This is a genomic window from Rhodococcus jostii RHA1 (genome assembly GCF_000014565.1).
In the GTDB taxonomy this organism is placed as follows: domain Bacteria; phylum Actinomycetota; class Actinomycetes; order Mycobacteriales; family Mycobacteriaceae; genus Rhodococcus_F; species Rhodococcus_F jostii_A.
Genome location: NC_008268.1, coordinates 5,183,796 through 5,209,881, shown reverse-complemented (window position 1 = coordinate 5,209,881; position 26,086 = coordinate 5,183,796). Strand labels below are relative to the sequence as shown.

At 68.2% G+C, this 26,086-nt stretch carries 19 protein-coding genes and 1 pseudogene; 12 read left to right on the top strand and 8 right to left on the bottom strand.

The window, feature by feature from the left end; translation table 11 throughout:
* Positions 1–22: 22 nt before the first annotated feature.
* Positions 23–1,066 (bottom strand): zinc-binding dehydrogenase, encoded by a 1,044-nt coding sequence (locus RHA1_RS24120; protein ID WP_011597221.1) that lies wholly within the window; start codon positions 1,064–1,066, stop codon positions 23–25.
* A gap of 80 nt (positions 1,067–1,146) precedes the next feature.
* Complete coding sequence (locus RHA1_RS24115) at positions 1,147–1,794, bottom strand: LysE family translocator (protein ID WP_011597220.1); 648 nt, start codon at positions 1,792–1,794, stop codon at positions 1,147–1,149.
* A 145-nt stretch (positions 1,795–1,939) separates the two neighbouring features.
* Between RHA1_RS24115 and thpD the strand changes: the two genes are divergently transcribed.
* The 3 genes from thpD (at position 1,940) to RHA1_RS24100 (ending at position 5,986) form a co-directional block, all read left to right on the top strand.
* Positions 1,940–2,851: an ectoine hydroxylase gene (thpD, locus tag RHA1_RS24110; protein ID WP_011597219.1), complete on the top strand. Its 912-nt coding sequence runs from the start codon at positions 1,940–1,942 to the stop codon at positions 2,849–2,851.
* Between the two features lie 169 nt (positions 2,852–3,020).
* Positions 3,021–5,171 (top strand): MMPL family transporter, encoded by a 2,151-nt coding sequence (locus RHA1_RS24105; RefSeq protein ID WP_041811929.1) that lies wholly within the window; start codon positions 3,021–3,023, stop codon positions 5,169–5,171.
* A 167-nt stretch (positions 5,172–5,338) separates the two neighbouring features.
* Entirely contained in the window at positions 5,339–5,986 is a 648-nt protein-coding gene (locus tag RHA1_RS24100) for an alpha-ketoglutarate-dependent dioxygenase AlkB (RefSeq protein WP_011597217.1), read from the top strand.
* On the opposite strand, the gene RHA1_RS24095 is transcribed toward RHA1_RS24100, so the two are convergent.
* Positions 5,987–7,075 (bottom strand): 3-deoxy-7-phosphoheptulonate synthase, encoded by a 1,089-nt coding sequence (locus RHA1_RS24095; protein ID WP_011597216.1) that lies wholly within the window; start codon positions 7,073–7,075, stop codon positions 5,987–5,989. It lies immediately after the preceding gene.
* A gap of 281 nt (positions 7,076–7,356) precedes the next feature.
* On the opposite strand from RHA1_RS24095, the pseudogene RHA1_RS24090 reads away from it, so the two are divergent.
* Positions 7,357–8,411, top strand: a pseudogene (locus tag RHA1_RS24090) (ABC transporter ATP-binding protein).
* Positions 8,412–8,564: 153 nt separating this feature from the next.
* A complete protein-coding gene (gene metE / locus RHA1_RS24085) occupies positions 8,565–10,826 on the top strand; it encodes a 5-methyltetrahydropteroyltriglutamate--homocysteine S-methyltransferase (protein ID WP_011597213.1) in 2,262 nt (753 codons plus the stop codon).
* Positions 10,827–10,869: 43 nt separating this feature from the next.
* Here the strand turns inward: metE and RHA1_RS24080 are convergent, their stop codons facing one another.
* Positions 10,870–11,877, bottom strand: a complete 1,008-nt coding sequence (locus RHA1_RS24080) for an AraC family transcriptional regulator (protein WP_009477978.1) — start codon at positions 11,875–11,877, stop codon at positions 10,870–10,872.
* Between the two features lie 123 nt (positions 11,878–12,000).
* Here RHA1_RS24080 and RHA1_RS24075 point away from each other — a divergent pair, with 123 nt between their 5' ends.
* From RHA1_RS24075 to RHA1_RS24055, 5 genes are read left to right on the top strand one after another with little or no spacing between them, the layout of a single operon-like run.
* The gene (locus RHA1_RS24075; protein ID WP_011597212.1) at positions 12,001–13,440 is read left to right on the top strand and encodes a GntP family permease; all 1,440 of its coding nucleotides are present in this window, start codon (positions 12,001–12,003) and stop codon (positions 13,438–13,440) included.
* 25 nt (positions 13,441–13,465) lie between these two features.
* Positions 13,466–14,719 (top strand): CaiB/BaiF CoA transferase family protein, encoded by a 1,254-nt coding sequence (locus RHA1_RS24070; RefSeq protein WP_011597211.1) that lies wholly within the window; start codon positions 13,466–13,468, stop codon positions 14,717–14,719.
* Complete coding sequence (locus RHA1_RS24065) at positions 14,716–15,654, top strand: hydroxymethylglutaryl-CoA lyase (RefSeq protein ID WP_011597210.1); 939 nt, start codon at positions 14,716–14,718, stop codon at positions 15,652–15,654. Before RHA1_RS24070 ends, RHA1_RS24065 begins: the two co-directional genes overlap by 4 nt.
* Entirely contained in the window at positions 15,651–16,646 is a 996-nt protein-coding gene (locus tag RHA1_RS24060) for a 2-hydroxyacid dehydrogenase (protein ID WP_011597209.1), read from the top strand. The genes RHA1_RS24065 and RHA1_RS24060 overlap by 4 nt, the downstream gene beginning before the upstream one ends.
* The gene (locus tag RHA1_RS24055) at positions 16,643–17,635 is read left to right on the top strand and encodes a glycerate kinase family protein (protein ID WP_009477973.1); all 993 of its coding nucleotides are present in this window, start codon (positions 16,643–16,645) and stop codon (positions 17,633–17,635) included. The genes RHA1_RS24060 and RHA1_RS24055 overlap by 4 nt, the downstream gene beginning before the upstream one ends.
* On the opposite strand, the gene RHA1_RS24050 is transcribed toward RHA1_RS24055, so the two are convergent.
* A complete protein-coding gene (locus tag RHA1_RS24050; protein ID WP_011597208.1) occupies positions 17,601–18,386 on the bottom strand; it encodes an IclR family transcriptional regulator in 786 nt (261 codons plus the stop codon). The two genes, RHA1_RS24055 and RHA1_RS24050, sit on opposite strands and share 35 nt — an antisense overlap.
* Positions 18,387–18,709: 323 nt before the next feature.
* On the opposite strand from RHA1_RS24050, the gene RHA1_RS24045 reads away from it, so the two are divergent.
* Positions 18,710–19,177 (top strand): DIP1984 family protein, encoded by a 468-nt coding sequence (locus RHA1_RS24045; RefSeq protein WP_011597206.1) that lies wholly within the window; start codon positions 18,710–18,712, stop codon positions 19,175–19,177.
* Between the two features lie 263 nt (positions 19,178–19,440).
* Here the strand turns inward: RHA1_RS24045 and RHA1_RS24040 are convergent, their stop codons facing one another.
* Together RHA1_RS24040 and RHA1_RS24035 are read right to left on the bottom strand one after the other, a co-directional pair.
* Positions 19,441–21,864, bottom strand: a complete 2,424-nt coding sequence (locus RHA1_RS24040; RefSeq protein WP_011597205.1) for an ATP-dependent Clp protease ATP-binding subunit — start codon at positions 21,862–21,864, stop codon at positions 19,441–19,443.
* Between the two features lie 37 nt (positions 21,865–21,901).
* Positions 21,902–22,300, bottom strand: coding sequence for an arginase family protein (locus RHA1_RS24035; protein ID WP_011597204.1), 399 nt, complete (start codon positions 22,298–22,300; stop codon positions 21,902–21,904).
* 94 nt (positions 22,301–22,394) lie between these two features.
* Between RHA1_RS24035 and RHA1_RS24030 the strand changes: the two genes are divergently transcribed.
* Positions 22,395–24,419: an APC family permease gene (locus RHA1_RS24030; protein WP_009477967.1), complete on the top strand. Its 2,025-nt coding sequence runs from the start codon at positions 22,395–22,397 to the stop codon at positions 24,417–24,419.
* Here RHA1_RS24030 and RHA1_RS24025 read toward each other — a convergent pair.
* Positions 24,388–26,004, bottom strand: coding sequence for an FAD-dependent monooxygenase (locus RHA1_RS24025; RefSeq protein ID WP_011597203.1), 1,617 nt, complete (start codon positions 26,002–26,004; stop codon positions 24,388–24,390). The genes RHA1_RS24030 and RHA1_RS24025 overlap by 32 nt on opposite strands.
* Between the last annotated feature and the right edge of the window lie 82 nt (positions 26,005–26,086).

Here is a 26,086-nt window from a genome sequence, read left to right as displayed (position 1 = left end):
CGAATCCCGGGATCTGCCGGTATCAGGGTTTGACGAGGATCCGGATGGGATCGCCCTCGTGGTTCGCGAGTTTCTCGATGCCCTTCGCGACGTCCTCGAGCGGGACGATCTCGCTGATCGACCGCGACAGGTCGAGGCGGCCACGGGACACCAGTTCGGCGAGGGTTTCGATGTCCACGTTCTTGTAGCCCAGGTGGCCGAGTACCTGCTTCTGCGACAGCCCGAACTGCGCGGTGGTGCCCACCGACGCCTCCTGCGCGCTCAGCCCGACCGCGACGAGTCGGCCACCGACCGTCAGGCAGTCGAGTGCCTGCTCGAACGTCACCTTCAGCCCGGCCGCGTCGAACGCGACGTCCAGCATCCGGCCGCCCGTAGCCTCGGCGACCTTCTCCTTCAGGTTCTCGTCCCGGGAGTCGAACGCGTAATCGGCCCCGAGTTCCAGGGCGCGTTCCCGCACAGCGGGATTGATGTCGAACGCGATCACCGGGACGGCGCCGACGAGGCGTGCCAGCTGCACGATGTGGGTGCCGACTCCGCCCACACCCCACACCCCCACGGTCTCCCCGACCACCACCTTGCCGGTGCGCACGACCGCGCCGAACGGCGTCGACACCGCGTCGGCGAGGATGGCCGCCTGCTCGAACGGAACGTTGTCCGGAATACGGGTCAGTCCCCCGGCCTGCGCCACCGTGTACTCGGCCCACGCGCCGTCGTAGGCGAACGCCATGAGCTGGATGTTCAGGCAGTTCGTGAGGTCCCCGCGGCGGCAGTTGCGGCACCCGAAGCAGGGCCTGCCCGCGGACGGCACGACGCGGTCTCCTTCGGACCAGCCGGTTACTCCGGCACCGAGCTTCGCAATGGTGCCCGACGCCTCGTGCCCCTGGGTCACCTCGGGCAGCAGCGTGGGGAACGTGCCGTCGATCAGACTCAGGTCGGAATGGCAGATGCCGCAGAACTCCACTTTGACGAGCACTTCACCGGGCCCGGGTTCCGGAATCGGAACATCCTCCACAGCAATGGTTTTCGTGTCAGCATGGAATCGCTGCGCCCGCATGGTCCCGGCCATCTCTCACCCCTTCGTCGTCGTCGCTCCCGACGGTACCCGCGAAACATGCTCAGGTGTGCATGATTCAGGCCACTGCCGATTCAGACCGTCGCGGGCCGCGTCCGGTCGAGGGCGAGGTGAACGGCGAGGCCGCCGAGGACGCTTCCCATCACGAACTTCTGCGCGCGCAGCCACGTCGGGCGTCCGGACAGGAACGCCGCGACAGCTCCTGCGACGCAGACGATCAGCGCGTTCACGGTGAGCGCCACCACGATCTGGACACTGCCCAGCAGCAGGCTCTGCAACCACACGGGCCCGGCGCCGGGGTGGACGAACTGCGGGATCAGCGCCAGATACATCACCGCGATCTTCGGATTGAGCAGGTTGGTCGTGAGTCCCATCAGGAACAGCCGGGCGGACGAATCCCGGGGCAGCGCCCGGGACGGAGCGAACGGCGTGTGCCCGCCGGGCCGCAACGCCTTCCAGGCCAGCCAGCCCAGATAGCACGCGCCCGCCAGCTTCAGCGCGGTGTACGCCTGCGGGACGGCGGAGAACACCGCCGAAATGCCCAGTGTCGCAGCAGCCAGATAGCACAGGAATCCGAGAGCGACTCCGGCCAGCGAGAGCAGTCCCGCCGCCCTGCCCTGAGTGATGCTGCGCGAGACCAGATACACCATGTTGGGTCCAGGTGTGAGAACCATACCGAGGGCGATCGCCGCCACTCCGAGTACCGCCGCCGAATCGATCATGTCCGTGACGATCCCACCGCGGCGACGCGCCGTCGCGGTCCAGTCCGGCCTCGGTGGACCTGCGTCCGGGTTGCATTCGTCGACGACCAGTGGGAACGTCGGAAGAGTAGAGCGTTGTCCAATCCGAAAGGGTGAAACACGAGTTATGCGTACGGCCGTAGCCGACACCTACCCCACGAGGGACCGCAACGAGTGCACGATGACAGTCCGTCAGGATCCGGTCACCTGGTCGGACGGGAAACGGGGTGATACCCGGTCCGGTCCGCTCACCGCGAATCAGATTGCCGACTACGACGCACGCGGGTATCACTCCGCCGACGCGATCATCCCGCCACGCGACGTGTTCAACCTGGTCGACGAGATGACCCGCCTCGCCGAGACCGACTCCCTCCGCGGCGACGGCCGGGTCGTGCGGGAGAACGGCGACGGCGCCGTCCGTTCCGTGTTCGACGTCCACCGGCTCAGCGACGTCGTCGACGAGATCATCCGACGCCCAGAGGTGGTGGGCATCGCCCGGCAGATCCTCGGTTCGGACGTCTACGTCCACCAGTCGCGCCTCAATTTCAAGCCCGGTTTCACCGGTGGACCGTTCTACTGGCACTCCGACTTCGAGACCTGGCACGCCGAGGACGGCATGCCCACTCCCCGCGCCGCGAGTATCTCGATCGCGCTCACCGAGAACTACGGGCACAACGGCGGCCTGATGATCATGCCCGGATCGCACCGCGCCTTCGTCTCCTGCGCCGGCGAAACCCCCGAGGACTACTACAAGGAATCACTGGTCAGTTACGTTCCCCCCACCGGGTCGCCCGATCAGCCGACGCTCACCCGGATGGCGAACGAGTACGGCATCGACACGATGACCGGACCGGCAGGCTCCGCCACCGTGTTCGATTCCAACTGCATGCACGGGTCGAACGGCAACATCACGCCGTTCGCGCGGTCCAACCTCTTCATCGTGTTCAACAGTGTCGAGAACACCCTGACGGATCCGTTCTCGGCGCCCGCCCCGCGCCCCGACTACCTCGGCAGCCGGGATTTCACCCCCTTGCGGTAACGAGCACCATGACGTACCGCGGCCCCGCTCCCTGATGTCGGAGCGGGGCCGCGGTCTGTCGATGCCGTGAAACCCGTAGCCTTCGCGCCGCCCTGCATGCGACGATGGCTTGGCACGGTTCGACCGCCCGGCCGGGCGCCGGCCGAACCTTCATCTCCCGGAACGGGGAATGATGTTTGCCTACATCGCGCGCACCGTCGTCGCACACCCGTGGCAGGTCATCGCGGCCTGGGTAGTCGCCGCAATAGCCGTCATCCTGTTCGCGCCGAGTCTCGACGACTACACCACCGGTAACCAGCAGACGTTCCTGCCCAGCACTTTCGAGTCGTCCGAGGCGCAGGCCGTCGGCAACGAATACTTCCCCAGCCTGTCCGGTGCCACCGGCAGCCTGGTGGTGGTCCGCGCCGATGCCGCCCCGCTGTCACCCGCCGACCAGCAGACGGCACTGAATCTCGCGGCCTCGCTGCAGAATTCGGCGATCCCGGGAGTGGTGAGCGTGCAGGGGTCCCCCGCGTCGCTGTCCGCCGACGGGAAGGCCGCCGCACTGCAGGTGGTGTTCGACGGACAACCCGGCGACGACCGGGTCAACGACGCCGTGCCGGTCATCCGGGGCGACGCCGAGCAGCAGCTGAACGGCACCGGACTGGTGAGCGGGCTGACCGGGAACGCGGCCATTCAGGTCGACACCACCGCCGCATACGACCACGCCGACAAGGTCATCACGATCGCCACGGTGATCGTGATCCTCGCCCTGCTCGGCCTGATCTTCCGCAGCCCCGTCATCGCCGTCCTGCCGGTTCTCGTGATCGGCGTGGTGCTGTCGGTGGTCACCGGACTGACCGCCGTGCTCGCCGATCTGTTCGACTTCCAGGTCAGCACGTCGCTGCAATCCATCCTCGTGGTCGTGCTCTTCGGTGTCGGCACCGACTACATCGTCTTCCTGTTGTTCCGCTATCGCGAACGTCTCCGGCAGCAGGCCGCGGCTGGGTCCACCACCGACACGCATCGAGAAGCCCTCGTGTTCTCCACCGACGTCGTCGGGCGCGTCGTCGCGTCGTCGGCACTCACGGTCATCGTCGCGTTCGCCGCCCTGCTGCTGGCGAAACTCGGCTCGCTGACCACGCTGGCGCCGGGACTCATCGTCGCCGTGGCCGTCATGCTGGTGACGGCGCTGACGCTCATCCCCGCGGTGTTCACCGTGCTGGGCCGCCACCTGTTCTGGCCGCTCGGACCGGGGCACGACAGCCCCCACACACCGTTCGCCTCGATCGGCGCCGCGATCGGGCGCCGTCCCGCCGTGTTCGCCGTTGCGATCGGCGTCGTGTTGATCACGCTCGGCGCCTTCGCGTCCGGCTACAAGTCGACGTACAACACGCTGGGCGAACTGCCCTCCGACACGCCGTCACAGCAGGCGTTCGACACCCTCGACCGATCCTTCCCCGCGGGCGCGCTGAGCCCGACGCAGGTGTACGTCGTCGCTCCCGGGCCGCTCGATCCCGCGTCGCTGACCCCGCTCGTCACCGCTCTGACACAGGTGCCGGGAGTGTCCTCGGTCGCCCCGCCGCGGCCCAGTCAGGACGGTCGCGCCGCGCTCGTCAACGTCGTGCTCGCCGACGATCCCTATTCGAACGCGTCCCTCGACCTCGTCGAGGGCCCGATCCGCGACGCCGCCCACGGCGCGGTCCCCGGTTCGGAAGTCGTTGTGGGCGGGCAGACGTCCACGTTCGTCGACGTCCGCGCACAACTCGCGGCCGATACGCGCCTCGTGTTCCCCGTCGCCGCAGTCGCGATCGCGCTGATTCTCGCCCTGCTGCTGCTCGCCGTCCTGGCCCCGCTCAACCTGCTGGTGTGCGTGGCACTCACATTCGTCGCCACACTCGGCGCCGTGGTGCTCCTGTTCCTGCACGGCCTCGGCTACGACGGGATCGACTTCTCGATTCCGATCGTGCTCTACCTGTTCGTCGTCGCGATCGGAACCGACTACAACATCCTGCTGGCCTCGCGACTGCGCGAGGAATTCCGCAACGGGTACACCCCGCGCGAGGCGGCGCGGATCGCCGTCTCCAACGACGCTCCCACCGTGGCCGCCGCCGGTCTGATTCTGGCGCTGACGTTCGCTTCGCTGACCCTCACCGGACTGGCCAACCTCGCCGAACTCGGCTTCGGCGTCGCGATCGGTGTCGCCATCGCCGCCTTCGCAATGGCCCCGATGCTGGTACCGAGCCTGTCTGCACTCGAACGTCGCGCCTTCTGGTGGCCGAGCAGGCAGAAGGCGACCGTCGACACCGGCGACGACCGCGAGCCGGCGGTGCCGCGGTAACCGCCGCCGTTCCCCGGGTTTCCGGATAGACGCACCACTTCTCCGCAGCCGCACTCCTTCCAGGGCCCGAAAAAGAGTGCGCGAACCAAGAAGGGGTGCGTCCGATCGGCGATCGCTGCCTCACAAATGATGTGAACATACGTTCGAATATCCGGTAGCATGGCGGCATGACTTCCGCGGATGCGCGGTATGCGCTCCAGGCTTCACTGTTCGACGACGCGTCGTTCGGTGTCGAACTGGGTGAGCTCGGGTCGGCGGTGCAGCGTCGCACGCTGACCGCGGGAGCGTGGGTCGACGTGCGACCGGGGTGGCTGACCGGTTCCGACGAGTTGTTCACGACGCTCGCCGAGACGGTGCCGTGGAAGGCGGAGCGGCGCCAGATGTACGACCGGGTGGTCGATGTTCCACGCCTCGTGCGGTTCTACCCGGAGGGTGAGCCGCTCCCCGACCCGCTGCTGGAGACGGCACGGGACACCCTGAGCAGGCATTACCTGCCCGAACTGGGCGAGAAGTTCGCCACTTCCGGGCTGTGCTTCTACCGCGACGGTTCCGACAGCGTCGCCTGGCACGGTGACGACACCGGCCGGAGCCGCACCGAAGACACCCTGGTCGCGATCCTCTCGCTCGGCGCCGCGCGTCCGCTGCTGCTGCGTCCGCGCGGCGGCGGGCACTCGATCCGGTACTCGCTCGGCCACGGCGACCTGCTGGTGATGGGTGGTTCCTGCCAGCGCACCTGGGAGCATTGTGTACCGAAGAGCACCCGCCCGCTCGGACCGCGGATCAGCGTGCAGTTCCGCACGAGAGGCGTGCGGTGATCACTTCCGGCGCGCGGCGACTGCCTGGGCGAGACGGTCCAGCTGCGATGCCGTCGTGTTCCAGTCGATGCACGCGTCGGTGATGGACTGGCCGTACGTGAGGTCCTCGGCCTTTCCGAGGGTGAGGTCCTGACGACCGGCTTCGATGAAGCTTTCCACCATCACACCGACGATCCCCTTCTCGCCGTCCTCGAGCCGGGCCGCGATGTCGTTCAGCACGTCGACCTGCTTCTCGTGGTTCTTGCTGCTGTTGCCGTGGCTGGCGTCGATGACGACTCGCTCCGGCAGACCGCCCTTGCGCAGCCGGGCGAGCGTGTCCGCCACCGTCTCCGCGTCGTAGTTCGGTCCGTCGCTGCCGCCGCGGAGGATGACGTGGCAGTCGGGGTTGCCGACCGTGCGGATCAGCGCGGCCTGCCCGTCGAGGTCGGTGCCGGGGAACACGTGGCTCGCCGCGGCGGCGCGGGTGCCGTCGACCGCCACCTGCACGTCACCTTCCGTCGAGTTCTTGATTCCGACCGGCATCGACAGCGCGCTGCACAGCTGCCGGTGCACCTGGCTGGCGGCGGTGCGGGCACCGATCGCGCCGTACGTGACGAGGTCCGCGATGTACTGCGGCATGATCGGGTCGAGGAACTCACAGCCGACCGGCAGGCCGAGCGAGGACACGTCGAGCAGCAGCTTGCGGCCCATGCGGATCCCGGTGTCGATGTCGAACGTGCCGTCCAGGTGCGGGTCGTTGAGCAGACCCTTCCAGCCGAGCGTGGTGCGCGGCTTCTCGAAGTAGACCCGCATCACGATGTGCAGGTCGTCGCGCAATTCCTCGGCCTTCGCGGCGAGCCGGCGGGCGTAGTCCATGGCGGCGTCCGGGTCGTGCACCGAGCACGGGCCCACCACGACGAGCAGTCGATCGTCCTCGCCGTTCAGCACGTTCACCGTGTCGGCGCGGCCGGAGCGGACGGTCGCGGACGCGACGTCGTCGGGGGCGTATTCGCGGCGCACAACCGACGGGGCCACCAGCGGGCTGATGCTGGCGGTGCGCTGGTCGTCCAGCCGGTCACTGCTGGTAGTGGTGTCGAGAGTGACAGTCATGGGTTCGGGTTCCTGTTCTCAGGCCGGCCCTCGAAGACTGTGGAGATTCCCGCGAGCCGGTCTGTAATCCGGCTCTGGGGTGGAAGAAGTCAGCGCGTGGTTACGCTGACCGGCCCACCCGGGGCCGGCCTGCTAAACCAGAAATATGCGCGCTGCATGGCGCCCACAGTAACGGCTGCCCCTGATCGGCGCCACACCCACCCCGGGCCCCTGACATTCGTCACGGTGAGGTCGTGACGGACGTGTGGGGTCGGCGGCCGTCCGGCTCGCACGCTGAATGCATGACATCGACAGAGCTCCGCACCTCCACGAAGGCCTCCGCGTCGCCGGCTCCGGCAGTCAGCCTGCGAGGCGTCCACAAGTACTTCGGTGACGTTCACGCCGTCCGGGGCCTGGACCTCGAGATCCGGCCCGGCGAGATCGTCGCGTTCCTCGGCCCCAACGGCGCCGGCAAGACCACCACCGTCGACATGGTCCTCGGACTGTCCCGCCCCACGGCCGGCGAGGTGTCCGTGTTCGGCACCGATCCGCGCACCGCGATCGCACAGGGCCTGGTCTCGGCGGTCATGCAGACGGCGGGCTGCTGAAGGAGCTGACGGTCGAGGAGACCGTCCGGCTCACCGCGAGCCTGTTCGCCGACACGCGGCCGGTCGACGAGGTCCTCACCCGGGCCGGTATCGCCGATCTCGCAAACCGGTTGGTGGGCAAATGTTCCGGAGGTCAGCAACAGCGACTGCGGTTCGCGATGGCACTGCTGTCCGATCCCGAGCTGTTGATCCTCGACGAGCCGACCACGGGCATGGACGTCGAGGGCAGGCGGGACTTCTGGTCGGCGATCCGCGCCGACGCGGACAGCGGCCGGACTGTCGTCTTCGCGACGCACTACCTCGAGGAGGCCGACGCCTACGCCGATCGGATCGTGCTGGTGCGCAAGGGAAAAGTGGTCGCCGACGGCACCGCCGCCGAGGTGAAGGCGCTGGCCGCGGGACGCACGGTGCGCGCCCACCTCCCGGGCGCCGACAGGGAACAATTGTTCGCGATTCCCGGCGCCGACAGCATCGAGGTTCGCGGTGACAGCGTCCTCGTCCACTCGACGGACACCGACGCCGTCGCCCGCCACCTCCTCACGCAGACACCTGCCTGCGACCTCGAAATCGTCTCCCGAGGGCTCGAAGACGCGTTCATCGCGCTCACCTCCGACGCCTCGTCGGTGGGGAATCGCCGCTCACCGACCGGGAGACCGACGTGCTGCGCGCGGCGCGGGACGGTGCGCCGGTCGCCTCCGTCGCGGCCGCACTGTTCCTGTCCTCGGCGTGTAGGCGCTTCGCACCCGTGAGTGCTTGACGAGTCCAGGGACCCCTTAACCGCGCACGGGCCGAAGGCCTATGCTGGCCGGTGCAGACCTTCTCGCGCTGCAGCACGTCCCTGGGCTCGAGAGGTGTACCCGTTTGCCGGCGGTAGCCGTACCGCGTACGCAACTGGAGATACCGTGACATTTTCTTTCACTGCGACCGTGCTGGGCTCACCTCGCATCGGTCCGAATCGCGAACTGAAGAAGGCCGTCGAGTCGTACTGGGCAGGCCGCCTCGACGCCGAAGGGCTCGACGCTCTCGCCCGGGATCTGCGACGCCGGACCTGGACGAGCCTGCGTGACGCCGGCCTCGACTCCGTGCCCGTCAACACGTTCTCGTACTACGACCATGTGCTGGACACCGCTGCGATGCTCGGCGCCCTGCCCGACCGTGTCGCCGGTATCGAGAGCGACCTCGACCGCTACTTCGCCGCCGCCCGCGGCAACGACACGGTCGCCCCGCTCGAGATGACCAGGTGGTTCGACACCAACTACCACTACCTGGTGCCGGAGATCTCCCCGACGACGACGTTCGCCCTCGACCCGTCGAAGGTGCTCCGCGAACTCGAAGAGGCACGTGCCCTGGACATTCCGGCCCGCCCGGTGGTGGTGGGTCCGGTCACGTTCCTGCTGCTGTCGAAGGCTGTCGGCTCGGACGCACCCCTCCTCGACCGCCTCGACGAACTGGTCCCGCTGTATGCGGACCTGCTCGGTCGGCTCGCCGGCGCGGGCGCCGACTGGGTGCAGATCGACGAACCCGCGCTGGTCGCCGACCGCAACCCGAAGGAGATCGCGGCGGCCAAGCGGGCCTACGACCGGTTGTCCGGGCTGGAGTTGCGACCGGCGATCCTCGTCGCGTCGTACTTCGGCAGCCTGGGTGACGCACTTCCCGCGATCGCGTCGACCGGTGTCGAGGGGATCGCAATCGATCTGGTTGCCGGATCCGACACTCTCGCCACGGTTCCCGATCTGACCCGCAAGCACGTCGTCGCCGGTGTCGTCGACGGACGCAACATCTGGCGCACCGACTTGGACGCGGCCCTGGCGTCGCTCGGCACCCTGCTGGGCAGTACCGGTTCGCTTGCCGTGTCGACGTCGTGCTCGCTGCTGCACGTCCCGTACACGCTCGACGCGGAAACCGGCATCGACAAGGCGCTGCGGTCGTGGCTGGCGTTCGGCACCGAAAAGGTCCGCGAGGTCGTCACACTCGGCACCGCACTGACCAGCGGTCGCGAGTCCGTGGACGACGAGTTCGCGCTCGCCCGCGCGGCGGCGTCCACCCGCAACACCGACCGGCGTCTGCACGACGCCACGGTCCGTGCCCGGCTGGACGCGCTCACCGCGTCCGATCCGGGGCGCAGTCCCGCGGCGGAACGTCGGGAAGCCCAGTCGGCGCTGTCGCTTCCGGTGCTGCCGACCACGACGATCGGCTCCTACCCGCAGACGACGCAGATCCGCGTCGCGCGCGCCGCGCGGCGCAAGGGTGAGATCGACGAGGCCGAGTACCTGAAGCGGATGCGCGCCGAGGTCGCCGATGTGGTTGCGCTGCAGGAGAAGCTGGACCTCGACGTGCTGGTGCACGGCGAACCGGAACGCAACGACATGGTGCAGTACTTCGCCGAACAGTTGGACGGGTTCTTCGCGACGGACAACGGCTGGGTGCAGTCGTACGGCAGCCGCTGCGTCCGTCCGCCGATCCTGTACGGCGATGTGCGACGCAGCAACCCGATGACCGTCGAATGGATCACGTACGCGCAGTCGCTGACGCAGCGTCCGGTGAAGGGCATGCTCACCGGTCCGGTGACGATCCTGGCGTGGTCGTTCGTGCGCGATGACCAGCCGCTGGCCGACTCCGCCAACCAGGTGGCGCTGGCCATCCGGGACGAAACGGTGGATCTGCAGGGGGCGGGCATCCGGATCGTCCAGGTGGACGAGCCCGCGCTGCGCGAATTGCTGCCCCTGCGGGCCGCGGATCAGCCGGGGTACCTCGACTGGTCGGTCGGGGCGTTCCGTCTCGCGACGTCCGGGGTCTCGGACTCGACGCAGATCCACACCCACCTCTGCTATTCGGAGTTCGGTGAGGTCATCGAGGCCATCGCGAGGCTCGACGCCGACGTCACCTCCATCGAGGCTGCGCGTTCGCACATGGAGGTCCTCGACGACCTCAGTGCCGTCGGCTTCGACCTCGGCGTCGGCCCGGGCGTGTACGACATCCACTCGCCGCGGGTGCCCGGTGTCGAGGAGATCGCGGCGTCGCTGCGGGAGGCGCTGAAGGCGGTGCCGGTGGAACGGCTGTGGGTCAACCCCGACTGCGGGCTGAAGACCCGCGGTCCCGCCGAGGTCGAGGCGTCGCTGCGCAACCTCGTCGACGCGGCGAAGCTGGTCCGCGCGGAGCTGTAGGCGGCTCCGCCACCCGTGAGTGGTTGAGGAGTCTCTGGACTCGTCAACCACTCACGGGGCCGAAGGCCCTGGTCTGCGACGGATTCTCGCCGAACCGGCGACGGTAGGCCGCCGCGAAGAGGCCGAGGTTGACGTATCCCCACGCGCCGGCGATCGAGGCGACGGTCTCCCCCGGTGATGCGGTGAGCAGTTCCTCGCGGATGCCCTGGAGTCGCTGCTCACGCACGTATTCGGCGGGCGTGGTGTCGAGGTATTTCCGGAACGCCCCGGACAGGGTCCGGACGCTGACCCCCACCGCGTCGGCGATGTCGGAGGCGGTCGGCAGTTCGCGGGCGTACTCCCGGATGTACTGGACGGCGTGCCGCACATAGCCGGGCGCCGCCGGGCCGGTGGACCTGTCCGGGTCCACTCCGGCGCGAGCCGCCCATTCGGTGAGCAGGTGACCGACCAGCAACTCCTGCAGGTTGAGACCGATGCGCCCCTCGGTGGCGTGTCCGGGTAGCTCTCCCGTCGTCCGCATGGCGTACCCGAGCAGGGCCTGCCAGCCGGATCCACCGCCCCCGATGACGCATTTGCGTTGCCAGAGAAGACCTCCGGGGTCGAATCCCCACCACCGCACGGCCGTGTCCGCGAGCAGCGTGTGGGGAACGGTGAGATTGAGCTGGACGTGGTCGGGCGAGAACTCGACGAGGTAGTCGACGCGACTGCAGTCGGCGACGAACGTGTCGCCCGCCGGTGTGTCCGCGGTGGCGTCGTGGTCGAGGTGGTGCCGGGCGTTGCCCCGAATGGTCGTGAGGACGAGCGCGTTTCCGGCGTCGGACGAGAAGTCGCCGACCGAGACGGGGATTCCGTAGGAGAACCGGGTGACGGTGATGTCGCCGATCTTCGTGGAGTACATGCTCGACCGGGGCGACAGCCCGACACCGAGCGGACGCACGACATAGGGCATGTACACGCGGTCGGACCAGAGCTGGATCTCGCTCCAGTCCTCCGACGTTCTGCGCTCGGCGGCCGGTGGCCGTCCCACAGCAAACGGATCCAGCGCGACCATGCGTCGAGTATCCCACCCGCAGGCCCTTCGGAGGCCCATTGCTTATATCGTGAGTGTGTGCTCATAATATGGGTGTACCTGTGACACCAGTCACTACCCCGCCTCCTCGATAAGGACGCGCACATGTCAGACGTAGCAATCCTGATCAACACCACGGTCGCCGTAGCGGCGGTCGTTCTGATGATCGTGCGTTTCAAGTTCAACCCAGTGGTGTCACTGGTCGTCGGATCCGCCTACCTCGGACTCACGACGGGACTCGGCACGGCCGAAACGGTGGACGTCATCAGCACCGGCTTCGGCGACATCATGGCCGAAGTGGGACTTCTGATCGCCTTCGGCGTCCTGATGGGCGCCATGCTGAAAGAAATGGGCGCGATCCAGCGCCTGGTCGGGACACTTCTGCGCGTGTTCGGGCCGAAACGAATGCCCTATGCGCTATCGCTGACGATCGCGACGTTGCTGCAGTCCATCTTCCTCGACGTCCTGCTCGTCATCTCCGCCCCGCTCGCCCGCAACCTCGCCCCGAAGGTCGGCCGGGTCGGGACCGCACGCATGGCCACCGCCCTCGCCATCGGCCTGGAGTGCGGCATCGTGCTCATGGTTCCCGGTGTCGGCGCCCTCGCCCTCGCCGGACTTCTCGGTGTGCCGCTCGGCAAGATGCTGATCTTCGGACTCATTCTGGTGATCCCGACCGTGGCGATCTCGGTCGCGATCATGTCGTTCCTGTTCACCCGCGGTTGGTGGAACCCGGAGAAGGACGAAGAGCACTTCCATCAGACGGTCGTCGACGACGAAGAAGACCAGCGGACCGACGGCGGCAGCGGCGGGACCACCCCGCGGCCCGACGCCGGCGGCGGCGTCGCCCAGGCGCAACGCGCCGCGACCGTCACCGAGGTCACGGCCGGGCGCGCGGCGCACGACCGCCCCCTCATCCTGCTCCTCGCTCCGCTGCTCGTTTCCCTCCTGCTCATCGCGACCGGCGCGATCCTGGACATCGCCGAGATCACCAATCCGGTCGTCGCGTTCGTGTCCGAGCCGCTCATCGCGTTGCTGATCGGACTGATCGGCACCAGCTTCGTCGGACGCCTCACCGTCGGCCAGCACCGCATCCAGAAGGCGATCGCCAGCGGTTTCAGCGAGAGCGGCCAGATCCTCATCCTCACCGGCGTCGGCGGGTCCCTCGCCGCGACGATCGCAGCCGTCGGCCTCGGCGACATCCTCGGCAAGTACTTCACCGCCAATCACGCCGCTCCGCTGCTCATGGTCTGGGTGATCGCCGCCGTCCTGCACGTCGCCGTCGGCTCGGTGACCATCTCCGCCATCACCGCCGCGGGCGTCCTCGCACCCATCGCACCGACCCTCGGCCTCGACCCCGTCCTCATCGCCCTCGCGGCCGGCGCCGGCTCCCTGTTCGCGGTGCACGTCACGAGCAACACGTTCTGGCTGCTGCAGTCCTTGATGGGTCAGACCACACGAGGCACGCTGAAGACATGTTCGGTGGGAGTATCGGTGGCATCGGTCGTCGCAATACTGCTCGTCCTGCCCATGAGCCTCGTTCTCTGAGCGTCACTATCAGTTAAGGATCACCATGTTCTCCGACAACACCATTCGGCCCCTCGACGGGGTTCGGGTACTCGAGCTGGGCAATTACATCGCCGCCCCGACCGCGGGCCGGATGCTCGCCGACTTCGGGGCCGAGGTCATCAAAGTGGAGCGCCCGAAGACCGGCGACGAACTGCGCAACTGGCGGCTCTACTCCGGCGACACCTCGATGCTGTACCGCACGATCAACCGCAACAAGAAGTCGATCGTGCTGGACCTGCGCACCGAGGAAGGCAGGCAGCTCGTCCTGGACCTCGCCGCCAAGTGCGACATCCTGCTGGAGAACTTCCGGCCCGGCACCCTGGAGAAGTGGGGCATCGGACCGGACGCGTTGAACGCGGCCAATCCGGACCTGGTGATCACCCGCATCTCCGCGTTCGGGCAGACCGGACCGATGTCGCAGCGGCCGGGGTTCGCCGCGGTCGCGGAGGCCGCGGGCGGATTCCGCGAACTCGTCGGCGACCCGGACCGGCCACCGGTGCGGGTGGGGGTGTCGATCGGCGACTCGATCGCCGGCCTCTACGCGGCGTTCGGTGCGGTGATGGCCCTGTTCCAGCGGGAGGCCGCGAAGGTCGCCGGAACGCCGGGCCCGTCCCTGCCGCATCGGATCATCGACGTCGCGCTCAACGAATCGATCCTGTCGATGATGGAGTCGCTGATCCCCGACTACCTCGCGTACGGTATCAAACGCGAACGCGTCGGCGGCCGGATGGAGGGCATCGCCCCGTCGAACGCGTACATCTGCAGCGACGGTGACAGCATCATCATCGCCGGCAACGGTGACGCCATCTTCCAGCGCTACATGGACACCATCGGCCGCCCCGACCTCGGTGCCGACCCGGACCTGTCCACCAACGCCGGGCGGTGGGCGCGCCGCGACGAACTCGACACGGCGATCGGCCGGTGGACGATTCAGTACTCGCGCGACGAGGCGCTGAAGATCCTGGACGCGGCCGGGGTGCCGTCGGGTCCGATCAACACCGCCGCCGACATCTGCAGCGACGAGCAGTACGCGGCCCGCAACATGATTCAGCAGTTCAGCGTCGACACCGGTGAGGCCGAGCCGAAGCAGGTCGGGTTCCCCGGCATCGTCCCGGTCATCGGTGGGAAGTCGCTGCCCATCCGCAACGTCGGACCGGACCTCGGCGAGCACACCCGGGAGGTCCTGGAAACGGTGCTCGGCAAGACCCCGGAACAGATCGACTCCATCGTCAACGACACGGTAGGTGGCCTCTCATGACGCAGTCCTTCGAATCACGCACCCTGCTCCGCGACGTCACCTTGCGTGACGGGTTGCAGTTGACGGGCAAGATGCTGCCCACCGCCCGGAAGCTCGAGATCGCCCGGCGGCTTTTCGAACTCGGCGTGCCCGCGCTGGAGATCGGGTCGATGGCCCGCCCCGACCTGGTCCCGCCGATGGCGAACACCGTCGAGGTGATCTCGGAACTGACCCCGGATGAACTGGACCACTGCTGGGTGTGGGTGGCGACGCCCCGGCACGTGGAGAAGGCCGCCGCGGCCGGCGCACGACATTTCCAGTACTGCTTCTCCGCCTCCGATTCCCACAATCAGGCGAACATCGGACGCTCCACCGAGGAGAGCCTCGCCGCGATGCCCTCCGCGATCGAACTCGCGCAGCAGGTCGGCGGCAGCATCCAGCTGTGCATCGCGACGTCGTTCACCTGCCCGTTCGAGGGCCGGGTACCGGAGCAGCGGGTCATCGACATCGCCAACGACCCGCGCGCCCACGGCGCCGTCGATGTCGTCGTCTGCGACACCCTCGGCCAGGCCGTCCCCGCCGAGGTGTACTCGCTCGTCTCCCGGGTCCGGCTCGAAACCCCGCAGCGCGGAATCGTCTTCCACGGTCACGACACCTGGGGTCTCGGGGTCGCGAACAGCCTCGCCGCGGTCGCGGCCGGCGCGATGACCGTCGACGGCGCCCTCGGCGGACTCGGCGGCTGCCCGTTCGCACCCGGTGCCAGCGGCAACACCGCCAGCGAGGACCTGTTGTTCGCCACGCGCCCGGACTGGCTGAACCCCACCACGTTCGGATCCCTCGTGGAACTGTCCGAGAAGACTCTCGCCGAACTCGGCGAAGCCAATCGGTCCAAGGCCGCGCAGGGCGCACGCTCCAATGCCACCGCGTTCGAGTGGGTCATCGGCGGCGGCCGATGAGCGGCGGCCGGTTCTACGTCACCACCCCGATCCCCGAACCCGCTCTCACGCTGCTGCGCGCCGCGGGCAGCGTCGACGTTCCCGACGAGCTTCCGGACGCCGCCCGGCTGCGGGAGGTCTGCGTGTCCGGCGACTACGACGTGGTGGTGTCCCAGCTTCGCGACACGTTCGACGCCGATCTCCTGGCCGCCGCGAAGATCCGCGGTATCTCCAACTACGCGGTCGGGTTCAACAACGTCGACATCGGGGCGGCGACCGCGAACTCGATACTGGTCGGCAACACACCCGGTGTGCTCACCGACGCCACCGCCGACGTCGCGATGCTGCTGATCATGGCCACCGCCCGCCGCGCCGTGGAGGCCGACACGTTCGTCCGCGCCGGACGGTTCACCGGATGGGAACCGAACCTGCTCCTCGGCCAGGATGTTTCGGGGCGCACGCTCGGTCTCGCCGGATTCGGTCGGATCGCGCGGGCGACCGCGAAACGGGCACTGGCCTTCGGGATGCAGGTGCTGTTCTGCCCACGGCCGCCCGGCGACCGGCCGGTCTCGGACGAGGAACTCGGCGAATTCGCCGGACTCGTCACCCACACCGATTGGGACACCCTCGTCACCACCAGCGACTTCCTGTCGCTGCACGTGCCCCTCAACGCACAGACCCGCCACCTGGTCGACGCCGGCGTACTGGCCGCGATGAAGCCCTCCGCGATCCTGATCAACACCGCCCGCGGTCCCGTCGTCGACGAAGCCGCCCTCGTCGCCGCCCTGAAATCCGGGGAGATCGCCGGGGCCGGGCTGGACGTCTACGAGGACGAACCCGCGCTCGCCCCGGGGCTCGCGGAACTGTCGAACACGGTCCTGCTCCCCCACCTCGGCAGCGCCACGGTGTCGGTGCGCGCCGAGATGGCGAGGCTGTGCGCCGAGAACGCTGTGGCCCTGGCGCAGCACCGGATTCCCCCGCATCCGGTGAACCCGGAAGCCTGGAACTCATGACCGTCCTGATCGCCCCCGACAGCTTCAAGGGCACCTACACCGCCGGAGAGGTCGCCGACGCGGTCGCGACGGGGGTCGAGTCGTCCGGCGGTACCGCGATCCGGCTGCCGGTCGCCGACGGGGGTGAGGGCACCCTCGACGTTCTCACCGTCCCCCTCGGACTGCGCCCGATCACCACCCGGTCCCGCAATCCCTGGGGCAGTCCGTGCCGGCCGACGTACGGACTGTCCGACGACGGGACCGCGGTCATCGAGATCGCCGCCGCCTCCGGGATCACCACGCCGCACGACGGCCCCCGCGACCCGGTCACCGCCACCACCTACGGCACCGGGATGCTCGTCGCGGACGCCGCCCGGCGCGGTGCCCGGCGCATCGTCGTCGCGGCCGGCGGGTCCGCCACCACGGACGGCGGCACCGGGGCCATCGCTGCCATCGAGGCGGGCGGCGGACTCAGGGGCGCCTCCGTCACCGTGCTGACCGACGTCACCACCCGGTACGTGGACGCGGCCAGGGTGTTCGGACCGCAGAAGGGAGCCGACGCGGGCGCCGTGCAACTCCTCACCCGGCAACTCGAAGCGAAGGCGCGGGCCCTGCCCCGCGACCCGTCGAGTGTCGACGCGACCGGCGCCGCCGGCGGGTTCTCCGGTGGGATGTGGGCACGGTACGGCGCCGAACTCCGCTCGGGCGCCGATTACATCCTCGACGTGATCGGCTTCGACACCGTGGCCGCGGACGCGTCGGCGATCGTCGTCGGCGAGGGCAGGCTGGACGGACAGACGAAGGCGGGCAAGATCATCTCCGCGATCCTCGCCCGCGCGGGCGCCACGCCGGTGTACGCCGTCGTCGGCTCCGTCGGCGACGATCTCGGCGACTACCGGTCCCGGTTCGCCGGCGTACTCGTCGCCACGGACGCCGTGGCCATGCACGACGCCGGCCGCACGATCGCGGCGCAACTCATGACGGGTAGCGGCCACCCAGCGTCCGGGTGACCTGCTCGGCGCTGCCGACGAGCAGATCCACCCACTTCTCGCACTGTTCGCGTGGCATGCGCAGTGTCGGCCCGCTGATCGCCAGTGCACCGATCACGTCGGCGGACGAATCGAACACGGGCGCAGCCAATCCCGAGGCGCTGTCCTCCCGCTCCCCCGCGGTGATGGCGTACCCGTCGGCCCGGGCCTGGTGGATCAGTTCGCGCAGCACCGCGGTGTCGGTGACGGTGCCCTCCGTCATCGGCTCGATGGGGCCGGCGAGGACCTGTTCGGTGAGGTCCGGGTTCCAGGCGAGCAGAACCCGGCCCGCCGATCCCGCGGGCAGGGGGACGATCTTCCCGACGTACATGTTGCGGCGCAGCGCGTGCTCGGTTTCCGCGATGGCCACGCACACGCGGTAGCCCTGCTCGACCCGGAAGAAGCTGGCGGTCTCGCCGGTGGCGTCGCGGATCTCCTTCAGCACCGGCGTGACGACAGCCAGCACGTCGAGTCCCTTGGTGGCCGTCGCAGCCCAGAACGCCATCTTCACGCCGATCCGGATCTGGTCGCCGGTCCGGTCGAGGAATTCCTGCGCCACCAGGTTGCTGACCAGCCGTTGGACCGTCGACGTCGGCAGACCCGTCGCCTGGTGGATCTCGCCCAGCGTCATCGACGGACGCGTCAGGCTGAAGGCATCGAGGATCTCCGTGATCTTGCTCAGCACCAGCAACGGTTGGTGCTTGGAGGCCAATTCGCCGTCTTCCGCTCGCATACCCTCGACGATAGTCGCCCCCACCAGCACGTGAGTGCCAACGAACGGCGGAACACACTTCGGCACTCACCTGGGGCGAATCGATTGTCGCCACACGGGCGGGGATGTGGTACCTATTGAAGATGCTCGAATTCGACTCGACGAAAGGCGCATGAGCGCCCACCGAGATATCTCTCCGACACGATGGTTCGGGGAATTCACCCGCGCGTTCGACGCGCTTCGATCGCCACCTTCACGGTGCCGCGACCCGTCCGCTCCCTGCCGGACACTTCTCCATTCACCATTGACGCTGCCCTACAACGACTTCGAGAAAGGAGGTAACCGTGAAGTTGGCTGAGGCACTGGCCGAACGCGGCGATCTGACCCGTCGGGTGGAGCATCTGAAGTCGCGCATTCTCACAAATGCACGACATCAGGAGGGCGAGTCGCCGGCGGAGGATGCCGCGGCGCTGCTCGTCGAACTCGACGAGGTCCTGGACCGCCTGGAGGTCCTGGTCCGAAGGATCAATCGGACGAATACCGCTGCACCACTGGGCGACGCGAGCATCACGGACGCGCTGGCCCGCCGGGACATGCTGCGAATCCGGCACCGGGTGGTGTCCGCCGCCGCGGATGCCGCCTCCGGTCGTGAGCAGGACCGATACGGCAGGCAACTCCGCTCCGAACTCGTCTTCGTCGCGGCGTTGCCCGTCCGGGAGCTGCGGCGGACTGCAGACGATCTCGCCCGGCAGATCCGGGAGATCGATCTGCAAGTGCAGAAGGAGAATTGGGAAGTCGAGTTGCTCGACTGACCGATGCTGGGTGGTAGGTAACCGTTTCGGAGGCGAGCACGCACCGCGAGTCGACGGTAATTCGGCTCTTCTCCGGCGTGGAGGGCAACGCTCCGGGCACACACCCGGATCACAGTGCAGCCCTGCACACCGCACAGGTGACGGTGCACGACGCACACCTCATCACCGGGTGCTGATCCGAGACGGCGAGGGCGGGCAAGGGGCTACCCACACACGTGAGTGGCAGAGCGTGCCGAAGCACGCTCTGCCACTCACGTCGGGGATCAGCCGACTACGAGATCCAACTCGTCGTCGGACACTCCGACCGCGATGCTGCCACCCTCGACGAGGACGTCGTCGAGCAACAGATCGGCGATCCGATCGTCGACGGCCCGCTGGATCGACCGGCGCAACGGACGCGCCCCGAACTCGGGCTGGTGTCCGTGCTCGGCAATCCAATCGACCGCGGCCTCGCTGAACGAGATCTCGATGCCCTTGGACTGCAGCCGCTTCCGGCTGTCATCCAGCAGCAGGTCGGTGATCCGGTGCAGCTGCTCGTTGTCGAGCTTGCGGAAGATCACGATCTCGTCGATCCGGTTCAGGAACTCCGGACGCATCGACTCACGCAGCCGGCCCATCACCCGATCCCGCAGCGGCTTCTCCGAAGCCTCCGCGTCACCGGTGCTGAAGCCCAGCGCACCCGACTTGCTGGAGATGATGTCGGACCCCAGGTTGCTGGTCATGATCAGAACGGTGTTCTTGAAATCCACCGTCCGGCCCTGACCGTCCGTGAGCCGACCGTCGTCGAGCACCTGCAGCAGCGTGTTGAACACGTCGGGGTGCGCCTTCTCGATCTCGTCGAGCAGGATCACCGAGTACGGGTTCCGGCGGACCTGCTCGGTGAGCTGCCCCGCCTCCCCGTATCCGACGTAGCCGGGAGGAGCACCGACGAGCCGGCTGACCGTGTGACGTTCACCGAACTCGCTCATGTCGAGTCGCAGCATCTTGTTCTCGTCACCGAACAGCGTGGCGGCCAGCGCCTTCGCCAGCTCGGTCTTACCGACACCGGTCGGTCCGAGGAACAGGAAGCTACCCACGGGGCGATCCGGATCGCTCATGCCGGTACGGCTGCGGCGCACCGCCCGGGCTATGGCCCGCACGGCGTCGTCCTGGCCGATGACACGACGATGCAGTTCGTCCTCGAGCCGGCGGAGCCGTTCCTTCTCCTCCTCGGTCATCTGGCTGGCCGGGATTCCGGTGGCCCGCGACACGACCTCGGCGATCTGCTCGGCGGTCACCTCGGGAGCGGTGTCGGACGCGCCGACCGCCTTCCCGTCGATCCGGGCCTGAACCTCCATGGCCTCGTCACGCAGTCGCGACGCCTTCTCGTACTGCTCGTCGGCGACAGCCTGTTCCTTGGCCTGCTCGAGTTCCGCGAGCTTCGCCCGCAGAGCATCCACGTCGACGCTCGGCATCCGCAGCCGCAACCGGGCCCCGGCCTGATCGATCAGGTCGATCGCCTTGTCCGGCAGGAAGCGGTCACCGATGTAACGGGCCGACAACTCGACGGCCGCCGAAATCGCCTCGTCCGTGTAGCGGACGCCGTGGTGCTCCTCGTACCGGTCACGCAGACCGGACAGGATCGCCACCGCATCCTCCACACTCGGCTCCGCAACCGTCACCGGCTGGAACCGGCGTTCGAGCGCCGGATCCTTCTCGATGTGCTTGCGGTACTCGTCGAGCGTCGTCGCACCGACGATGTGCAGCTCACCACGGGCGAGCTTCGGCTTGAGGATGTTGCCCGCATCCATCGCACCCTCGGCGCCGCCACCGGCACCGGCGATGGAGTGGACCTCGTCGATGAAGACGATCAGCTCGTCCGAGTGGGCCGAGATCTCGTCGATCACCTTGTTGAGACGTTCCTCGAAGTCGCCGCGGTACCGGGTGCCCGACACCATGCTCGACAGGTCGAGCTGGACGATGCGCTTACCCGTCAGCCGGTCGGGGACGTCGCCGTCGACGATGCGCTGGGCCAGGCCCTCGACGACCGCCGTCTTGCCGACGCCGGCCTCACCGACCAGCACGGGGTTGTTCTTGGTGCGGCGCGACAGGATCTCGATGGTCTGCTCGATCTCGTCGGCGCGCCCGATCACCGGGTCGACTCCGCCGCCGCGTGCGCGTTCGGTGAGGTCGAAGCCGTACTTGTCGAGCGTGGGGGTCTCGGAGTTCGACGACTCCTCCACCGATCCACCCTGCACCGCGGTCTGCAGCCGCTCCGGGGTGATTCCCTCGGACGCGAGCAGTCGGCCGGCGGCGTGGTCCTGATCCGCGGCGAGCGCCAGGAAGAGGTGCTCGGGATCGATGTAGGTGGACCCGAGGGCGCGCGCGAGTTGGTGCGCCTCGAGCAGCGCCGTCTTCAGCGCGCCGCTCAGTGCGGGCGTTGCAAAGCCTGAGGTGTCACGCCCCTGGGGCAGACGCAGTTCGACTGCGTCGGCGACGGCCGACGCGTTCGCGCCTGCGCGGCGCATCAGAGACGCGACGGGTTCGTGTTCTGTCATGACGCGCAGAACGTGGAGCGCATCGAGTTCCGCATCACCACGACCTGCGGCGAAGCGGGCAGCAGCAGCCATGAGCTCCTGGGTGGAGCGACTCATGAGCCGACTGATGTCGATGCGACCTGGGCCCTCCGGCCCGAAGAATGCTGGCATTCCTCAGCCTCCTAAAAGTTGAGCGTTAATCACTCAACTAACGTGCCAACCCTGCGATCAATTCCCGGCGGGGGTGGATGTGAGCTCGATCACGTAGGTCCGTGGCAGGTACCGACCCAGTCCAACGACGACAGGAACCCGGATCTTCCCGCTCACGGCAGGGTGCGTCCGAGAAAGTCGAGCACTCGGGTGGCCACCACAGTCCCACCGAACCCAGGTGCCTGCGCAGCGCGGGAAAGATCCCGAGCAGAATGCTGCGGTCGCCGCGGACCACCAGCGGTCGCAGGCCTGGCAGGTCCGCCCTGGCGACCGCCAGATCGTCCGCCAGCGCGTGAGCGGCCCGCACCGTCTCGGACAGTGCAACCACGCCCGTCGGTTCGACCCGGTCGGTGCGGTCGATCACGGTCGCGGCGTCGCCGAGATCTCGGCCGACCATCGCGGACAGGCGCTCCGCACCCGTGCGCCTTTTCGGTAGCGGGAACAACCGGAAAGGCGCACGGGCGCGAAGCGCCTGGTTCTACCCTGAACAGGTGGTGGCTCTCGTTCGAGCGGTCCGGCGGCTGGCTCTGGGACGGCCCCTGCGCAGTGACGACCTCGGGGAGCAGTTGCTGACCAAGCGTCTGGCGCTGCCGATCTTCGCGTCCGACCCTCTGTCGTCCGTGGCGTACGCGACGCAGGAGATCCTGCTGATCCTGTCCCTGGGCGGACTCGCCTATTTCTACCTGACGCCGTATCTGGCGGCCGGGGTCGTGGTGCTTCTCGCCGTGGTCGCCCTGTCGTACCGCCAGGTGGTGTACGCCTACCCCAGCGGGGGCGGCTCGTACGAGGTGGCAACGAAGAACCTCGGGCCGTCCGCGGGTCTGACGGTGGCGTCGGCACTGCTCATCGATTACGTCATGACGGTGGCGGTGTCGGTGTCGGCGGGTGTCGACAATCTCATCTCCGCCGTGCCCGCGCTGAACACGCACCGGGTGGCGCTGGCCGTGGCGTTCGTCGTGCTGCTGACGGTGATGAACCTGCGCGGGATCCGCGAATCGGGAACCACGTTCGCCTTCCCGACGTACGGGTTCATCGCCGGGGTGATGATCCTGATCGTGACGGGGTTCGTCCGTGTCGCGGCCGGTTCGACACCCGTCGCCGAAAGTGCCGGGTACACCATCGAACCGGAACTGTCCGGGCTGACCGGTCTGGCCCTCGTGTTCTTCGCGCTGCGCGCGTTCTCGTCCGGATGTACCGCGCTGACCGGTGTGGAGGCGATCTCCAACGGGGTGCCCGCGTTCCGTAAACCCAAGAGCGCCAACGCCGCGAAGACACTCATGGCGATGGCGGCCACAGCGATCGTGATGTTCGCGGGAATCACCGCGCTGGCCATCGTCGCCAAGGTGCACGTCGCGGTGAACCCGTGCGATCTGATCGGGTTCGCCGGAAACTGCGAGACCGATCCGCAGCGCACCGTCATCGCCCAGATCGCGGCGGCCGTGTTCGGTGGCACCACCAACATCGGCTTCTTCTACGTCCAGGCCGCGACCGTGCTGATCCTCGTGCTCGCCGCGAACACCGCCTACAACGGTTTCCCACTGCTCGCCTCGGTGCTCGGCCGCGACCGCTACCTCCCGGTCCAGCTGAACACCCGCGGCGACCGGCTGGCGTTCAGCAACGGCATCGTGCTCCTCGCCGTGACGGCGGGCGGATTGATCGTCCTGTTCGACGCGTCCGTCACCCACCTCATCCAGCTGTACATCCTCGGCGTGTTCACGTCCTTCACCCTCAGCCAGGCGGGCATGGTCCGGCACTGGAATGGTGTGCTGGCAACCGAATCCGACGCCCGTGAACGTCGTCGCATCCACGGCCGGCGGGCCCTCAACGGCACCGGCGCCGTCCTCACCGGCACCGTCCTGATCATCGTCACGATCACGAAGTTCACCCAGGGCGCCTACCTTGTGGTCATCGCCATGCCGATCCTGTTCTTCCTGATGCGCGGGGTGCGGCGGCACTACGACCGGATTGCAGCTGCCCTCGTCGTCGACGAGGACAGCTTCACCCTCCCCTCCCAGGTGCACACGATCGTGCTGGTGTCCGTGCTCAACAAACCCACCGCCCGGGCCCTCGCCTACGCCCGCGCCACCCATCCGACGACCCTGGAAGCCGTCACCGTACTGGGCGACAACACCGGAAAACTGCAGCGGGAGTGGGAGAAGTACGAAATTCCGGTGCCGTTGAAAGTCCTCGAATCGCCCTACCGTGAAGTCACCCGGCCCATCGTCGGGTACGTGAAATCCGTCCGGAAGCGGATCCCGGACGGCGTCGTCACCATCTTCATCCCCGAGTACGTGGTCGGTCGATGGTGGGAACACCTGCTGCACAACCAGAATGCGCTGCGCCTCAAGGGCAGGTTGCTGTTCACGTCCGGCGTGATGGTCACAAGCGTGCCGTGGCTGCTCGATTCGGCCACCCGGGTCGGGGCGCCGCTCGGCAAGCCCGCGCCGGGTGACATCCGGCGCGGCCTGCCCACCACTCCCGAGCTCAGCGGAAAGTCGACTTCAGGTACTCCGTGAGACCGTCGACCGCGACCGGACTCTGCCGGAACCCCAGATAGCCGTCCGGGCGGACGACGAACGCGGCGGAACCCTCCGCGCCGTACGCGTGCGCGAACTCGCCGTCACGGTCCCGGACGAGGGGAAGCACCGTTTCCCCGACCTCGGCGGAAGGCGACGCGACGAGGTACGTGTCGACGAGTCCCTGGGTCGCCGCGCCCACCGACGTCGCCGCGGCCTCGAGCAGTTCCAGCCCGCGCGCGTCGACCGATTCGTCGGCGTACAGCAGCAACGTGTGGTTGCGTCCCGCGAGGAGAGTGAACAGCCGGAGGGGGGATGCGACCGCGGCGCGGGTCAGCCCGCGGGCGTCTGGCGCCCGACTGCCGGGCGCGAGCGCCGCATTCGACTCCGGTTGGGCGACGATCGGACTGTCCGCGTAGCTGATGAGGAGTTGGGCCTCGCGTCGGATCACATAGTCGGGATCCGACGACCCCGCCCCGATCCCCTCCCGGGCGCTGCGCACGGTGCGTCCCACCACCTCCTCCCCGATGGGTCGCCGTTCGGCGTCGTAACTGTCCAGCAGGTCGGGGGCCGCGGCGCCGGACACGGCCAGCGCGACCTTCCACGCCAGGTTGTGCGCGTCCTGGATGCCGGTGTTCATGCCCTGCGCGCCGGTCGGCGGATGAATGTGGGCGGCGTCGCCCGCGACGAACACCCGCCCGCGCCCGTACGAGTCGACGATGCGGTGGCTGATCCGGAAGATGGACGACCAGCGGAGGTTCGACGCCCGCGTCGGCTCGGGCGACAGGCGGTCGAGCACGGCCTGGATGTGGCTCAGCTCCGGTTTCGGTCCCGCCTCGAAACCGTGCGCGATCTTGTCGGCCGCCGGGGTGCCGGTGCCGGCCAGGTCGCTGGGCACCAGCATCGACATCCGGTAGCGGCGGCGCCCGGGCAGCGGAATGCACACGAGCAGGTCGTCGGTCTCGCCGTCCGTCTGGTGCATCGACCGGATCCCGTAGCCGCGGGGCATCCTCCAGTCGACTTCGACGTCGCCGAGCATGTACTGCTCGAGGAACGCACCGCCCTCGAAGGTGAGGCCGAGGCCCTTGCGGACCACGCTGTGGGCGCCGTCGCAGCCGAAAAGGTACTGGGTTCGGACGGTTTCGTCGCCGTCCGCGCCGGTGACCGTGGCGACGACGCCGTCGTCGTCCTGTTCGAACGTCGTCAGTCTCGTTCCTCGTTCGATCGTGGTGCCGAACGTGGCCAGGTATTCGGTGAGGATGCGTTCGGTCTCGTACTGGGGCAGCCCGATGAATTCGAACGGGACGTCGGCCGGCAGCGACAACTCCAGACGGGCGACCTCGTCGCCGTTGACGTACACGATCTGCCCGCGCATCTGGATCGCCGCGTCCAGGATGTGCCGCAGCACGCCCATGCTCTCGAAGACCTCGAGGCTGCGGGGTTGGATCCCCACCGCCTTCGCGTACCGCGGTGGCTCGAGCAGGGGATCGATGATGCGGCAGGCGACACCTCGCCTGCGCAGTTCGATCGCCGCCGTCAGACCGACCGGACCAGCTCCGACCACCAATACCTCGGGATGCACCACAAGACACCGCCTCGTCAGCAGGGACCGACCACCGATCAGTATGCGGGACCGACGATGCACGTGACCGGCGTTCGGGCCAGAC